This is a genomic window from Paraglaciecola mesophila (assembly GCF_009906955.1).
Lineage (GTDB): Bacteria > Pseudomonadota > Gammaproteobacteria > Enterobacterales > Alteromonadaceae > Paraglaciecola > Paraglaciecola mesophila_A.
The window spans coordinates 1491363-1507386 of the sequence record NZ_CP047656.1; the positions used below are offsets into that span (position 1 = coordinate 1491363).

At 43.4% G+C, this 16024-nt stretch carries 15 protein-coding genes; 8 read left to right on the forward strand and 7 right to left on the reverse strand.

The genetic code is table 11. From position 1 onward, the window contains the following. Positions 1-11: 11 nt before the first annotated feature. The 5 genes from FX988_RS06395 to FX988_RS06415 all read left to right on the forward strand — a co-directional run bounded on the left by FX988_RS06395 (position 12) and on the right by FX988_RS06415 (position 4125). Positions 12-1295 (forward strand): YeaH/YhbH family protein, encoded by a 1284-nt coding sequence (locus FX988_RS06395; protein ID WP_160178856.1) that lies wholly within the window; start codon positions 12-14, stop codon positions 1293-1295. A gap of 1 nt (position 1296) precedes the next feature. Next, entirely contained in the window at positions 1297-2865 is a 1569-nt protein-coding gene (locus FX988_RS06400) for a SpoVR family protein (RefSeq protein ID WP_160178857.1), read from the forward strand. A gap of 66 nt (positions 2866-2931) precedes the next feature. Then, positions 2932-3234, forward strand: coding sequence for a VF530 family DNA-binding protein (locus tag FX988_RS06405; RefSeq protein WP_160178858.1), 303 nt, complete (start codon positions 2932-2934; stop codon positions 3232-3234). A 9-nt stretch (positions 3235-3243) separates the two neighbouring features. Continuing rightward, a complete protein-coding gene (locus tag FX988_RS06410) occupies positions 3244-3738 on the forward strand; it encodes a M48 family metallopeptidase (protein WP_007986800.1) in 495 nt (164 codons plus the stop codon). Between the two features lie 18 nt (positions 3739-3756). After that, on the forward strand, positions 3757-4125 hold the full coding sequence (locus FX988_RS06415) for a YacL family protein (protein WP_160178859.1): 369 nt from the start codon (positions 3757-3759) through the stop codon (positions 4123-4125). Between the two features lie 485 nt (positions 4126-4610). Here FX988_RS06415 and FX988_RS06420 read toward each other — a convergent pair whose 3' ends face one another. The 7 genes from FX988_RS06420 to FX988_RS06450 all read right to left on the reverse strand — a co-directional run bounded on the left by FX988_RS06420 (position 4611) and on the right by FX988_RS06450 (position 12458). Then, the gene (locus tag FX988_RS06420) at positions 4611-7724 is read right to left on the reverse strand and encodes an efflux RND transporter permease subunit (RefSeq protein WP_160178860.1); all 3114 of its coding nucleotides are present in this window, start codon (positions 7722-7724) and stop codon (positions 4611-4613) included. A gap of 53 nt (positions 7725-7777) precedes the next feature. Continuing rightward, a complete protein-coding gene (locus tag FX988_RS06425; protein ID WP_160178861.1) occupies positions 7778-8716 on the reverse strand; it encodes an efflux RND transporter periplasmic adaptor subunit in 939 nt (312 codons plus the stop codon). Continuing rightward, positions 8713-9981: a TolC family protein gene (locus FX988_RS06430; RefSeq protein ID WP_160178862.1), complete on the reverse strand. Its 1269-nt coding sequence runs from the start codon at positions 9979-9981 to the stop codon at positions 8713-8715. The genes FX988_RS06425 and FX988_RS06430 overlap by 4 nt, the downstream gene beginning before the upstream one ends. Positions 9982-10106: 125 nt before the next feature. After that, positions 10107-10502 (reverse strand): hypothetical protein, encoded by a 396-nt coding sequence (locus FX988_RS06435; RefSeq protein ID WP_083879594.1) that lies wholly within the window; start codon positions 10500-10502, stop codon positions 10107-10109. Positions 10503-10589: 87 nt separating this feature from the next. Continuing rightward, a complete protein-coding gene (locus FX988_RS06440) occupies positions 10590-11474 on the reverse strand; it encodes a cation diffusion facilitator family transporter (protein ID WP_160178863.1) in 885 nt (294 codons plus the stop codon). After that, positions 11467-11826, reverse strand: coding sequence for a DUF3703 domain-containing protein (locus FX988_RS06445; protein WP_160178864.1), 360 nt, complete (start codon positions 11824-11826; stop codon positions 11467-11469). The genes FX988_RS06440 and FX988_RS06445 overlap by 8 nt, the downstream gene beginning before the upstream one ends. Further along, on the reverse strand, positions 11823-12458 hold the full coding sequence (locus FX988_RS06450) for a cation transporter (RefSeq protein ID WP_160178865.1): 636 nt from the start codon (positions 12456-12458) through the stop codon (positions 11823-11825). The genes FX988_RS06445 and FX988_RS06450 overlap by 4 nt, the downstream gene beginning before the upstream one ends. A gap of 81 nt (positions 12459-12539) precedes the next feature. Here FX988_RS06450 and FX988_RS06455 point away from each other — a divergent pair, with 81 nt between their 5' ends. The 3 genes from FX988_RS06455 (at position 12540) to FX988_RS06465 (ending at position 16010) form a co-directional block, all read left to right on the forward strand. Next, positions 12540-12929, forward strand: coding sequence for a Cd(II)/Pb(II)-responsive transcriptional regulator (locus FX988_RS06455; RefSeq protein WP_011574834.1), 390 nt, complete (start codon positions 12540-12542; stop codon positions 12927-12929). A gap of 587 nt (positions 12930-13516) precedes the next feature. Then, positions 13517-13891 carry a hypothetical protein gene (locus FX988_RS06460; RefSeq protein WP_160178866.1) on the forward strand — a complete coding sequence of 125 codons (375 nt, stop codon included), beginning with the start codon at positions 13517-13519 and terminating at the stop codon, positions 13889-13891. Positions 13892-14132: 241 nt separating this feature from the next. After that, entirely contained in the window at positions 14133-16010 is a 1878-nt protein-coding gene (locus FX988_RS06465) for a choice-of-anchor I family protein (protein WP_160178867.1), read from the forward strand. Positions 16011-16024 lie beyond the last annotated feature (14 nt).

Here is a 16024-nt window from a genome sequence, read left to right on the forward strand (position 1 = left end):
GGTAAAGCAGTATGGCCCATTTTATTGACAGACGACTAAACGGCAAAGGAAAAAGCACAGTCAACCGCCAACGATTTTTGCGCCGCTACAAGGAGCAAATTAAAAAAGCGGTGTCTGAGTCAATCAACAAACGCAGCGTCACTGATGTCACCAGCGGAGAGAAAATTGGCATTTCAAGTCGCGATATATCAGAGCCTATATTTCACACCGGAAAAGGTGGCGCCAGAAGCATTGTGCATCCAGGCAACGACCAGTTCACTGCAGGTGATAAAATAAAACGCCCTGAATCTGGCGCTGGCCAAGGTGGTGATAGTCACGCCAGTGACAGTGGTGAAGGCCAAGATGACTTTGTTTTTCAAATTTCAAAAGATGAGTACCTAGACCTGCTCTTTGAAGATTTGATCTTACCTAATCTTGAGAAAACCCAGCAAGATAAATTAGTACAGTATGAAAGCTATCGTGCGGGGTTTGTGTCTGATGGGGTGCCAAGTAACCTAGATGTGGTGCGCTCATTAAAAGGCTCCGTCGCTAGGCGAATTGCCCTTAGTGGAGGTAAAAAAGCACAGTTAAAAGCACTGCAAGCCCAACTTGCAGAAATCCTTGAAGAAAAAGTGCCCGATCAGCTTGCACTGGCCAAATTGAAAGACGACATAAAGCAGTTGGAGAAAGCCATTGCCCGGGTGCCCTTTATTGACACCTTTGATTTGCGTTTTCGCAATTATCAAAAGCGCCCTATTCCGTCCAGTAAAGCCGTCATGTTTTGTTTAATGGACGTATCCGGCTCAATGGACCAAGCGACAAAAGATAAAGCCAAGCGTTTCTATATTTTGTTGTATTTATTTTTGACCCGAACCTATAAAGATGTAGAAGTTGTTTATATTCACCATCATACCCAAGCTAAGGAAGTGGACGAGCAGGAGTTTTTTTATTCCACGGAAACCGGTGGCACCATAGTCTCTAGCGCGTTGGTGCTGATGAAACAGATAGTAGAGCAACGTTATTCTCAGCAGGAATGGAATATCTACGCTGCACAAGCATCTGACGGCGACAATTGGACAGACGACTGTGCTAAGTGCACCGAGTTACTTGAGCGAAGCCTATTACCTAGTGTTCGTTACTTTGCCTACATTGAAATCACCGCGCGCCAACATCAAAAGCTTTGGCATGAGTATGAAAAGCTTAGTCAGATACACAACAACTTTGCTATCAAGCATATTGTCGATGTGGACGATATTTACCCAGTTTTCAGGGAGTTGTTCGATCAAAGCGTCGAAAAGCCCTCAGGAGTAGCTTAATATGGTGGCTAATACTAAAGCTAAAACAAAACACAAGCTAACATCAAATGTACTAAGTGATGGCCCGGATTGGACATTCGATCTTCTCGCTCAATATGAACAAGAAATTGATCGCGTCGCCAAACACTATGGCTTAGACATCTATCCCAACCAAATAGAAATCATCACCGCTGAACACATGATGGACGCATACGCTAGCATAGGTATGCCGGTCAATTATGCCCATTGGTCGTATGGCAAAAAATTCATTCAATCAGAACAAAATTACCGTCGAGGTCAAATGGGATTGGCTTACGAAATCGTGATCAATTCAGACCCTTGTATCGCCTATTTAATGGAAGAGAATACCATGCCGATGCAGGCACTGGTGATGGCTCATGCCTGTTACGGGCACAACTCATTTTTCAAGAATAATTATCTCTTTAAGGCATGGACTGACGCCAGTTCGATTATTGACTATCTACTGTTTGCCAAAAATTATGTGACCCAATGTGAGCAGAAGTACGGTGTAACTGAAGTTGAAAACGTATTAGACTCATGTCATGCACTGATGAATTTTGGTGTCGACAGATACAAACGCCCGCAAAAGATTTCGATGCAAATCGAACGTGAACGTCAAGAGAATCGCGAGCAACATATCCAATCTCAAGTGAATGAGTTATGGCGAACCTTGCCTAAATCGGAAACTAAAAACAGTCAGCCAACCCAAAGATTTCCGTCTGAGCCACAAGAGAACGTGCTCTATTTTATTGAGAAAAACGCACCACTCTTAGCGCCTTGGCAAAGGGAGCTCGTGCGTATAGTACGTAAAATATCGCAATATTTTTACCCGCAAAAACAAACCCAAGTCATGAACGAAGGATGGGCTTGCTTCTGGCACTACCACATACTCAATCATCTATATGATGAAGGAAAGCTCAGCGACAAATTTATGTTAGAGTTTCTTCATAGTCACACCAATGTTGTGGCACAGCCTGCTTATAATCATCCGAACTACTCTGGACTTAATCCTTATGCTTTAGGATTTAATATGTTCATGGACATCAAGCGTATTTGCCAATCACCTACAGATGAAGACCGTGCATGGTTTCCAGAAATCGCAGGGCAGGATTGGTTAGAAACTGTGCACTTTGCTATGCAAAACTTCAAAGATGAGAGCTTTATCAGTCAGTTTTTATCGCCTAAACTCATGCGCGATTTTAGATTTTTTGCTATTGAAGATGACGAGAAAAATGCATTCGTCAATGTCTCCGCCATCCATGATGAAGCTGGATACCACAGGATCAGAGAGAAGCTATCGGCGCAATATAATCTGAGTAATTTGGAGCCTAATATTCAAGTATTTGAGGTCGACTCTAAAGGCGATCGCTCACTCACATTATCTTACTTGCCACAACACGGCATTCCATTAGCTGAAAGCCAGCATAAAGTCCTCAAGCACCTGCATCATTTATGGGGGTTTTCTGTTAAATTGGAGCAAGTAGATGAGCAAGGTGCTAGGCACTTACTTGGCGCCTACCCTGAACAGCCCAAAGCTGCTGACGCCCCTTTGTCTAGCATTGTAATTTAATGTGCTCGTAATGCGTTCAGCCCAACGGCGTTTTAGCTAACAATAAACTATTTCAGATGTGACCCAATGACAATTCAAAAAAACAACCCTTTGCATGGGTTAACCCTACAGCATATTGTAGAAAGCTTGGTCAAAAAGCTCGGTTGGGAGCAAATGCATGAACAGGTAAAAATTAACTGTTTTGCCAATGATCCAAGTATTAAGTCAAGCTTAAAATTCTTGCGTAAAACCCCTTGGGCACGAAGCAAAGTTGAGTCCCTTTACTTATACACCATGCGAAGTCAGTCCCCTCAAACTAAAAAGCAGCCGGAACCAGTTTCTGCCGCTGAAGAATTTGTTTGGCCCGAACCGAAGAAACCCAAAGATTAATAACAGCAAATGAAGTACTTAGCGGCTTACCCGGCACATCTGCAAAACCAAATCGAACAACTCTTAGAACAAGATAAACTTAAAGAATATTTACTGACTCGTTATCCAAGTGTGCATGAAATCAGTAATGATAGTGCTTTACGCGACTATGTAATGGCATTAAAGAACCGTTTTATGCGTAAATCAGCGCCGCTAAGTAAAATAGCCTTCGACCCCAAAATTCATGTGGTTAATCACGCCCTTGGCTTACATACTTATGTGTCTAGAGTTCAAGGTTCTAAGCTAAAAAGCAAGAATGAGCTAAGAGTCAGCGTCCTGTTTAAGCGCGTTCCTGAACCATTTTTAAACATGATCGTGGTGCACGAATTGGCACATTTGAAAGAGAAGGACCACAATAAAGCATTCTATCAACTGTGTTTGCATATGTTGCCTGATTACCATCAATTAGAATTTGATTTACGCGTGTATTTAACCCAAATTGACGCCCTAGGCGACATTTATTAATTTACTTTTGGATATCCAATGGATTATCAATTTATACGTAACGATCGTGCAGAGCCTGCCGCCATTTTTGAAATGGGCGCAGAAACGCTCGGTCTTTGGTTCACTGAAGAACTAGGTCGAGACCGCAAAAAATTAGCCCATATATTGAATGTTATTCAGCAGTTAGAAGATAAAGAAATTGAACATTATCTACTGCAAGGTCACGAATTTAATATGGAATTAAATCGAGACGAAATAGAAGTATATGCAGCCATCACCCGAGATGAAAGCGAAGTGGATATTCCACAAGATACCGAATTATATGACCAAGAATCAATCTGTGGTTGTGGTTTAGAAGACTTCAAGGACGTGCTGTTATCTTGGGAGCAATTCGTTGGCAGAATGTAGCTCACCAGTCGGATTCTTATCATCAAATTTGAGGCTGTAATTAATTTTGTATTTACAGCACCGCTCATAAGCTATTTGAGCGCACACCTGATATGACACTTTGGGTCGACAGGTTTCGAACTACCCCGTTAGACGGTTATCAGTAATCAACGCTCATTGGCGAAACTGCGATAGTAGTCCGCTGAAGACAAGCAGGAGACGGTCAGGCTTGTGGCAATGGATTTTTTCCATGTGCCAATTGCAGCCGTTGAGAAGAAGTTCTCTGGAAGGCAGATGTGAACCTAAGCGGACAGGCGAGCGTTAAACCTGCGGAAGATGTTTTGTCATTCGCTGATCTTTATTCGACCTTGATTGAATTAGTGGCAATTGTAGCAGCCCGAACAATCAGTTCCTTAATGGTGAATACACTATCCAGTAATCATTTTCAGTTATTTTGAATTTCCTGACGAAGAGCACCGTATCTTCTTAAATACGGTGCTTAACAATCACACTTTGGTTGATTTCGAATGCATTACCCGATACAAAATAGGCAAAACGACCAATGTTAGAATGGTCGATGAGATGATCCCACCAATCACAACTGTCGCCAGCGGACGTTGCACTTCAGCGCCCGTCCCGACATTGAGTGCCATGGGAATAAAACCTAAACTTGCTACCAATGCAGTCATCAAAACCGGACGCAATCTTGTGATAGCTCCGTCAACGATTGAGTTAATTAAGTCACCTGTTTCTAGTACTCGCTGTTTAATAAATGACAACATCACTAAGCCGTTTAGTACCGCAATACCAGAGAGCGCAATAAACCCGACTCCGGCAGATATAGACAGTGGCATGTCACGCATCCAGAGCGCGAAGACACCTCCCGTTAAGGCTAAAGGCACGCCAGTGAAGATGATCAAGGCATCACGAAATGAGCCAAACACCACCATTAGTAACACAAGTATTAGAAAAAGCGTGGCAGGCACCACGATAGACAGTCGCCGACTGGCACTTTCAAGCTGCTCAAACGTGCCGCCATAATCCAGCCAGTAGCCTGCGGGAAGGGCAACCTGTTCGGTTATTTTGATTTTTGCTTCGTCAACAAAACTCCCTAAGTCGCGTTCTCTGACATTGGCGGTAACCACGACTCTGCGCTTACCGTTTTCTCGACTGATTTGATTGGGAACAGACGAGTAACCCAGTGTGGCGACTTCTGATAACGGTACAAATTCCCCATCGGATGTAATAATAGGAGTGCTGCCAATGGCATCTAAATCGGTGCGTATATCTTCATCAAATCGCACAAGCAACTCGAATCGTCTATCTCCCTCAAAAATTAAGCCAGCGGTATTACCCCCGATGGCCGACGCCAACCACTCCTGCAAGTCGGCGACGTCCAACCCATAACGTGCCAACTCGACTGGCTTAGGATTGATAGTGAAGATAGGGATATCATCAACTTGTTCAAGCCTTGCATCCGCCACGCCATCGATTGATTGCAATACTGATAGAATTTCGTTGGCAGAGGCGACCAAAGCGGTTAAATCATCTCCGAAGACTTTTATACCAAGGTCTGCCCTCACTCCACTTATCAACTCGTTAAAGCGCATTTGGATAGGTTGGGTAAATTCATAGTTGTTGCCTGTCACCGCTTGTAAGTCTCGCTCAAGGGTTTCAACAAAATCCGCTTTTGACAGTGTTGGATCTGGCCACTGCGCACGTGGCTTAAGCATCACAAAAGTATCGGTCACATTGGGAGGCATTGCATCCGTAGCAACTTCCGCAGTGCCGGTTTTAGCAAATACGGTCAACACTTGTTCATATTCCATCAAGGTAGATTCAAGCGTCTTTTGCATGGCGACGGCTTGTTCTATACCAGTGCCAGGAATACGCATGGCGTGCAGCGCAATGTCACCTTCGTCAAGCTGGGGAACAAACTCAGAGCCTAGTCGCGTTGCCAGCCATAAGCTGCCTACTACTAGCACGACTGAGCCGACAAGCACTATCCAGCGCAATTTCAGTGCAATATGAATGATGGGGCGATAGGCGGATTTGGCTGCAACAATAATGAAGCTTTCTTTTTCACTAACTTTTCCGCCCATGAACATCGCGACTGCCGCTGGTACAATGGTAATGGAGAACAGCATCGCTGCTATCAGCGCCATAATGACCGTTGCCGCCATTGGCTGAAACATCTTGCCCTCAACACCTGTCAATGAGAACAGCGGGATATACACCACAGTAATAATCAATACACCGAACAAGCTAGGACGAATGACTTCGTTGGTCGCTTGAAAAACCAGTTCTAGCCGCTCTTTTAGTGGCAAGACTCCACTTGTGCGCTTCTGAGATTCGGATAACCGCCTGATACAGTTCTCTACGATGATCACCGCACCATCGACAATTAATCCAAAATCCAATGCACCAAGGCTCATCAGATTGGCAGACACACCGGTATTAACCATCCCTGTGATGGTCGCCAACATCGCTAGCGGAATAACTGCCGCTGTGATAAATGCCGCACGAATATTGCCCAATAATATGAACAAAATAACGATGACTAATAGAGCGCCTTCGACTAAGTTCTTTTGAACAGTTTTGATCGCTTTATCTACTAGTTGGGTGCGGTCATAGACTGATTCAATCAGAATTCCGTCGGGTAAGCTCGATTGAATTTCCTTCACCTTTAGCGCAACGGATTGGGCAACAGCACGTGAGTTTTCGCCGACTAGCATCATTGCGGTACCTAAAACGGTCTCTTCACCTTCCTGTGTTGCAGCGCCTGTTCTCAGCTCTTTGCCAATAGCCACACTACCAATATCCTTTACCGCAATGGGGATAGTATCGATACGCTTGATCACAACATTTTCGATATCACTTAGCGTCTGAAGCTGACCTTGCGAGCGTACTAATATTTGTTGTCCATTTCGTTCAACAAATCCAGCACCTTGATTCGCATTATTGCGCTCTAGTGCACGCTGGATATCACTTAAACTGACGTCGAAATTCAACATTTTGAGTGGTTCAGGATTCACATGATATTGCTTTACGTAACCACCAATGGCGTTTACTTCTGTGATCCCTTTCACAAGTGCAAGCTGGGGCTTAACAATCCAATCATGAATTTCCCTAAGAGCCATTGCGTCATATGGCTCACCATTTTTTTGCACGGCACTTTGATCTGCTCGTAAGGTATACATATAGATTTCGCCCAATCCCGTAGCGATAGGACCCATTTCTGGCTCTAAACCTTCAGGTAGCTGACTTTTAATCGCTCCAAGTCGAGCATTGATGAGGTTACGTGCAAAATACAGATCTGTACCTTCATCAAAAACGGCTGTAACTTGAGATAGTCCGTAGCGTGAAAGCGAGCGGGTGTAAGACAAGCCTGGCAATCCGGCTAGCGCAGTTTCAACCACAAAGGTGATCCGTTGCTCGGTTTCTAATGGAGAATACCCTGACGCCTGCGTGTTGATTTGTACTTGAACGTTAGTGATGTCGGGTACGGCATCAATAGGCAACTTTTGATAGCTTAATACTCCCATGCCAAACACTAAGAATATCAACATCAACATCAAACCACGTCGCTTTATGGATAACCGCAATATGGATTCAATCATGAGTTCGCCTCCCAAAATCAAAGACGACAACCCAAACAGATGGCATGGTGTGATTAATGCTCATGACCGGCCTCCGACTTCTCTAAATCAGCTTTAATTAAATAACTGTTCTGGCTGACAATCTCATCTTCAATACTTAGCCCTAACAGCACTTCGATATTAGTATTGTCTTGTTGACCAAGTTCCACGGGCACAGGATGATATTCCTCCCCTTTTTTGACAAACACCACTGAAGCCCCTTCAAATTCTTGAATAGCAGCTTTGGGTAACATCATGGCCACATCTAAAGTATTTGTAACGACCAGACCTTTGATAGCTGCACCAACAGGCCACCGACCTGACGTGTTGGTAATTTTTGCGTAAGCCAAGACGTAAGGCTTTTCATCGGGTGATGGTAAAATATGCTGAATAGTTGTGTTTAACTTTGCCTCTGACAAACTAAGCTGAACGGGATGCTGCTCTGCAATATCTGATAGCTGTTGAGGGAAGACTTTAAGCTGTGCCCACACATCCTCGTAGTTGGCGATTGAAAATAGCACTTGTCCATTAGACAATTCTCCTTCATTTGCATGTCTTGCTATCACGATGCCTGAAAACGGTGCGGTAACAGGGTAACTTTTCAAGCTCTCATTGGATTCGACGACTGCCAGTGTCTCGCCTTTTTTGACTTTGTAACCCAGATTTGCGTTGACCTTAGTCACCATACCGTCGAACCGGGCGCGGACATGACTTAAAGAAGCCGGGTCGGTCACCACATTTCCGTAAACGGTAGTGGTTATATTGAGTTGTCCTGCACTCACTTTTTGTGTCACCACACCCATTTTTTGCGCCATATTGTCAGATATATGCACAAATTCAGCGTTGCGGGTATCTTCATCCCTATGTTCGCTTTCAGAAGCGTATATTGGACTACTAGCAAGCACTGCAAATATACAGCAGGCTATGAAAATTAACGGGGTATTATGTTTCTTGATTACTGTTTTAATATTCATTTAATTTCGCTCGAAATAGAAGTTCGGTGTGCATTAAAAAGCGGCTGACCTGTGAGAGCTTCAATATCCGCCCCCCGCTGATGTGCTTGTTTGGCAGACTGAATTAAGGCTTGCTTGGCATTAAGTAGTTCTTGACGGGTACTGACCCACTCAAAATAACTAAAACGCCCATTGATATAGGCTTGTTCTACCAATTCCAGCGCTTGAACTAACGGCGGGATAATCGAGTCTTGCAGTGCCTGTACATTGAGCAGCGCATTATTTCTCGCTACTAGCGCCATATTTAGTTGATGGTAAAGGTTTTGGGTTGCAGACTGTTTTTGTTGTTCCAATTGCCCTTGAACAGCCCGTTGTTTTTCATACTCACCAATATTTCGATTTCCCGCAAACAACGGCATGCTGACACCTGCTACGAAAGCGGTATCATCAATCCCATTAATACGTCTTATTCCTGCTGTCCAGCTTAAATCTGATTGATTAGCTGCTTGAGTAAGGCGGACTTGAGATGCCTGCAATCTCGATTCTTTTGTATAGACCTCAAGATTGGGACTGTCCAATAGTGTGTTGAAAAGCGAGGTTAATGAAGGAGATGATTGCAGTGTAAATAAGTCACCCTCAACACCAGTAAAAGTAGGATTTTTTTCCCCCCACATAATAGCCAGACTTTTTATCATAGCTTGCTTAGTCTGCTGTGCCGTCACCACATCCAGTCTAGCTCTTGCCAGTGCAGCTTCAGCACGTTGCGGTTCAAATACTGGAGATGCTCCCGCATCCACACGCTTTGTGACCGCTTGGTAGGTATATCGGGCAAGAGTTTCTGTCTCTTGTTGCGCGTCAATTAGCGCTTGTTGCGCTAAGACATCGATGTAGCGACGTGTCACTTCAGCTAAAACATCCAAGGTTTGCACTTGTTTTTGTGCTTCGACTAAGGTGGATTGCGCCTTAGTAAACTCCTTACGTGAGTTGAGTTTATTGCCCAATTCAATGACCGACGACAATGTGAGAGTCATCTCGGTGTCCTTAGTTCCTGAGACATCTCCTGTACCTAAGAAGTTTTCTAGTTCAATACCGGCTGTAACCTCAGGTTTGAGAGACGCCGTTTTAATTTCCCCCTCAACTGCTTGTTGCCTATATGTGAACTCATGCAATTCTGGCGAATTAGTTAATGTACGCTGTATGGCGCTTTGCAACGTCATTTCTCGATTGGTGGTACTGTTTGTTTGTGCTACTACCACGGTGTGTGTTGTCAAAAGGACAATCATCATGGAAACCACCCAAGCGTGCACACGCACAGGACTACTCAATGAAAATTTCATCATTGTTTTATTCCTAAATTATCAAAAATATATATCGCCAAGTTGTTGGCGAACGGTGTTTGATTAGTTCAGGGTTATGCTTTAGGTGGGCGTAACAATTGTGTGACGGGTCCTTCTATTACTTTCGTTAAGTAATAGAAACCGTGATGGGTGGTAACAGAATCGAGTTCGATGCCATTGCTGTTTCCAAGCCAGTGAGCATGGGTTCCGTGACAATGACCACAGTGGTGGCAATCAGCGGGATTATGAGAAATATCTACGGTGATTTTATCAGCATTGGATTGTTCGTTAGATTGCTGTTGAACAAGCGTTTTCGCAGAAACAGTGTTATCTCCCGCCTGATGTTCGTGTATTTCGCTTAGATGTTGCGAGTCGATAGAATGAAAATCCAAGGAATTGGCGACAGCCGAAAACGACTGAAACAAAATCAGCGAAATCAACAGGTAACTCGCCACCCTTACACTAAACATATCTATCTTCTCTCATCATATCTATTTTAACAGCTTATCGAACTAAGACCAATCGACCAACCAAAACAAAGTATTTCAACCATTACATTACTTATCACGGCAATCTTCATTGGCAAATTCAATTTCAATGGTAGTGTGTACAAAGTCAAACTCACCAAGGTCGTGACGAAATTCGTCTTTGAGTGTTCTCAATTGAGAAATCGAAACATCTTGTTTCAACACCACATGTGCCGTCATGACGCTATGTTCACCGTCCAAAGACCAGATATGAAAATGATGTATATCCGCCACATCAGCGTTTGACATGAGCACTTTACGCACTTTCACCATCTGCGTCGTATCTGGCGTGCCTTGCAAGAATAACAATAAGGTTTCTTTTAGATTTCTGACGACATTGAATAAAATGAATAATGTAAAGCCAATAGATAAAATGGGATCCAAAATTGCCCATGGCTTGAACATCAGCACAATCGATACGATCAGCACTGCCACCCAACCCAATACATCTTCAAGTAAGTGCCAGTTTAAGATACGCTCGTTTAAGGAGTTCCCTTCGCTAAGTTTATACGCGGCAAAACCATTTACCGCGATACCAAATATCGAAAGCAATAGCATACCTTCCACTTGTGGCATTTCAGGTGCTGAAAGCCTAGGTATGGCCTCGAATAAAATCCATATTGAGCCTATAGTTAAAACAACTCCGTTGATCAAAGCGCCTAACAGCGAGAATCGTTTATAACCATATGAAAATGTGGTATTCGCGTCTTTATCGCTTAGCTTGTTCAATCCCCATGCAGTGCCAATAGATAAACTATCGCCCAAATCATGTACTGCGTCAGCCATTATGGCCGTGCTGTTTGTCAGCCATCCGCCTATAAATTCAATGATAGTGAATACGACATTCAAGAAAAATGCCCAGCCAATGCGTTTTGAAGCGCTGTTATCACTGTGACTGTGGTTATGATTATGCATGATTGATTTTGTCCAATATCGCTTGATTTTCAACACTTACCGGTAGTCGTTTGAATGGACTGATATTAGTGCCACCTGTGTTCCCTTTGGGTACAAGGCCGATAACGGTTTTAGTTGCAGCACCAATTATTCTTATTAATTGTCCCAAAACGGCTCTCCAATCTTTGTTTAGAAGACCATGTCGCAGCATTTTATAATGGATTAAACAATGAAAATAAGTAGAGTGCTGACCAATTACATGCGCATCCTCTAGCGCTGCAAATGCCTGCCTCTCATTATTGTTAGACATTGCATCTGAGTAATCTGTCAATTTGGAATCGATATGCGGCTTAACGGCTTTATTGTATGTCATAGTGAATCACCCACTTTACCTTTCTGTAATTCCTTATTAAGTACTTCCTGCTCGGCGTCTTTCAGGATCATCCACGCTCCGCGTAGCACGACTATTGACACTATACAGCCGATAACCAGATCCGGTACTCTGCTATCAAGCCATACCACTAGAACACCGGCGATGATGACACCCATGTTGGCAATGACATCGTTAGCTGAAAAAATCCAGCTGGCTCGCATATGTACTTCGTCGTTTTTATGATTACGAATAATCACCAAGCAAGCGACGTTTGCAATGAGTGCAATGAACCCCATTCCTATCATTAATGATGAGATAGGCTCACTGCCCAAGAATAATCTTCTGGTAATATCAATGAGAATGATCACGCCCAGCAACAGCTGAAAGTAACCACTGATTTGCGCAGCTTTGGCTTTGTAAAGTATAGATTGACCCACAGCATAAATACCTATGCCGTACACAATTGCATCTGCCAGCATGTCCAGCGAGTCTGCTATCAAAGCGGTGGAATCAGCCAAAATACCTATAGTTATCTCAATAAGAAACATCGTCGCATTGATGCCTAGGAGCCAATACAAAATGCGCTTTTGTGACGAATTCTTGATTTCTACTTCGCAACCGCAACCACTCATTGTTTAACTCTTATTCCAAATACCGTAGCCACAGTGTAAAGTCTATACCAAGTATAGAGTCAACAGCACAAAGGCATGTTTATGAAAATAGGTGAACTATCAAAAAAGAGTGGGTGTACTATCCAGACGATCCGCTTTTATGAAAAACAGGATTTGTTGGAAGCTTGCAATCGCAGTGACGGCAACTACAGAATTTACGACGCCTCATCGTTAAGGACATTGCAATTCATTAAACAGTGCCGTTCCTTAGGATTGACTATAATTGAAATTAAGCAGTTATTGGATACAAAAAATAATCCCGATAAAAGTTGTTCTAGTGTGAACAATTTGATCCACCAACATATGATTGACGTCACTCATCGCATTGCAGAGCTTGAGGAGCTAAAACTTACACTATCTGAGATGGCTTCGGCATGCACCGATAATAGAAAAGTTAAAGAATGTGGGGTATTGCAGTTACTTGAAGAGTGACACTTACATCAACAAGTCTTGTAGTTTTACGTTTGTCTATTTTCGTAACACAGCCGATCGTCATAAATGACAAATTGATGACCCTCAATTCGCTCGCAGCTGACAATAGACAATGAAAAGATGCATCCGCTACTTCGGACATAGTGGCCAGACGACCCAGATCGTTTGAATGTCCGTTGATCGCTCATTGACGTCAGTCAATTTTTCTAGTGCCAATGACCGCTTTACGTACACAGCCGCCATTCAAATTTCAAAACTTGAACGACCACTAGTGGCACTTAACCGACAATCAAATTTGCTCAAGCTCTTCTAGTACAAACCGTAAGATAGAATTCTAAAAAATTCATTTAAACCATCGTTTCTCCGTCAAACGTCTGTTTTTCGTACTCGCAAACGACTGTCTGATTTTGGATTGGGCTTTTTTAAAGTCAGCTTTCATTCATCGTAAATCTTTTTCACATCAAACTCAGCGTTCATATTCTTTAACTATACTCTAACTGCGGCAAGTCAAAAAATGATGACTTACCCCTTGCGCTGTCGAGTAGTAAACAGCATTACTTTATTCGCGTTATAGAAAGGAAATAACCATGAAAATGAAGAAGGAAGATATACCTGTTGTAATGGAAGCCCCCGGACTGCTCATGCGCTCCCAAGCTGGGCTGGGAGATATGACGGTTGTTTTTCATGAACTACCAAAGGGTACCGACTTTACGCCTTTGCTTAAGGGGTTAGATAACAACAACTGCCATTGCCCACACTGGGGTTATATATTCGAAGGAACGTTCCGCTTTATATACGATGACGGTACACAAGAGTCATTTGAAGCCGGCGACGTTTTTTACGCACACCCAGGGCATACCGCCATCGTCGACAAGGATCTAAAATTTATTGATTTTAGCCCAACCAAAGAACTATCTGAGGTAATGTCGAACGTTGGTAAAGTTATGGCTGAAATGGCTTAATAACACGCTTATGCTTTCATATATTCAGGCTTGAATCTAATCATCAGTATGGTGGCGCCAACATTACTGTTCTGTTCAGGCCTGCTTTCCCACCTATTCAATTTTCTGATGTTTAATCTCCCCCCTTGTTTAATTTTCTAACGCTCCCGCCGTCACAATTTGTTCATCTTTTTGTCGTTATAGAGTCACATTGTAACTTTAACTTGCACGGCTACTTTTAAAAATAAAAAAGGAACATTCGGTGCAACCACTTAAAAACACTTTAAAACTTAGTATCTTATCTATGGCTGTCGTTTTTGGCTTAGCTGGCTGTGCGCTTGACGGCGATGATGGTCAAGACGGTGCCACAGGTGCTGCTGGCATTGACGGTACAGACGGAGCTGATGGTGTCGATGGTCAAAGCCTGCCACGAGATTTAAACATTGAGGTGGTTGGCCGCTTTACCGCCGGAGGCATCGAAGTCTTTGGTAAAAGTGCTGCTGAAATAGTGCAATTTCACCAAGCCTCAAACACCGCTTTCGCTATAAATTCAGCTGAAAACCAAATCGAAGTCATAGACTTATCTGGGTTAACAAGCGCGGCTGTGGCAAACCCTTTTTCTGACGCCAGTTTGCAATCCAATGCATTCACTTTTGCCGACAGCGTAACCGTAAAAGACGAAGCAAATGCAGATCAAACCATCTCCTTAGGTGCGGCTAATTCGATTGCTATCAATGGTGACATACTGGCAATTGCAGTAGAAGCAAGCATAAAAACAAGCCCAGGAGCGGTCTTGTTTTACAGTTTAGATGCAACAGGTCAAGGCACCTTCATCAAGGCAGTTGCAGCAGGTGCATTACCCGATATGGTCGCGTTTAACCCTGATGGCACTAACGTATTGGTGGCGAATGAAGGTGAACCAGACACAGATTATACAGTCGACCCAGAAGGCAGTGTTTCCATGATCACCATCACAGATGGGATTCCTGCTGACACAGCGCAGACTATCAACTTCACCACTGACATGACATTTTCAAGTGACACGCTTGATGAGGAAGACTTCGATACTGACGCAAAACGAATGGCTTTACTTAAAGCGTCTGGCGTAAAATTTGCCGGTCCAACTGGCATGACTGTCGCCCAGGAGTTAGAGCCTGAATACATCACCTACGCAGCAGACGGTAAAACCGCTTATGTTTCTCTTCAAGAAAGCAACGCAATTGGTATCCTAGACTTAGAAGAAATGACCATTGAAGTGCGCGCACTTGGCTTTAAAGACTGGAGTAGTTTCGAGTTAGATTTTACCAATGAGGACGAACTACCTCACTTTGATAGTGTTGACGGCTTATACGGCATGTATCAACCAGATACGATTACCTCGTACCAATACAATGGCGCCACATTTATTTTGTCAGCCAATGAAGGCGACTCTCGCGACTATGATGCATATTCAGAAGAAGTTCGAGTAGAAGACATAATCGATGAAGACGAGTTGAATATGAGTTTGTCACCAAGCTTGCAAACCGCATACGATTTGAGCGGCGGTGACGACGGCTTAGGGCGGCTAAAAGTCACGACAGCCTTAGGTGATGCTGATGAAAATGGTGAATTTGAAGCCTTGTATGCATACGGAGCCCGCTCATTTTCGATTTGGGATCAAAATATAAACCTAGTTTATGATTCAGGCGATGATTTCGGTAAAATCTCAGCGGCTATTTTAGGTAATGACTTCAACAGCGCCCACACGGAAAATAAAGGTGATAACCGCTCGGATGACAAAGGTGGCGAGCCAGAAGCGATAGCTGTGGGCGAAATTGAAGGTCGTACCTATGCATTTATTGCCCAAGAACGTTCAGGTGACTTGTTTACTTACGATGTTACCAATCCATTCAATGTTGCTTATGTTGCACACTATAACAACCGTGACTTTAGTACTGATTTCGAATTAGATGATGATTTGGATAACCCCTGTGACGAAGCCGAAGGAATGGATTGTAGCGAAGTCGCTATCTCGGGTGACTTAGGCCCAGAAAGCATTAAGTTTGTTGCCCCCAGTGACAGCCCAAATGGAAACGCGCTACTTATTATCGGTAATGAAGTAAGTGGTACAGTCACTATTTACCAAGTCACTGAAAAGTAGCAAAACATAATCGC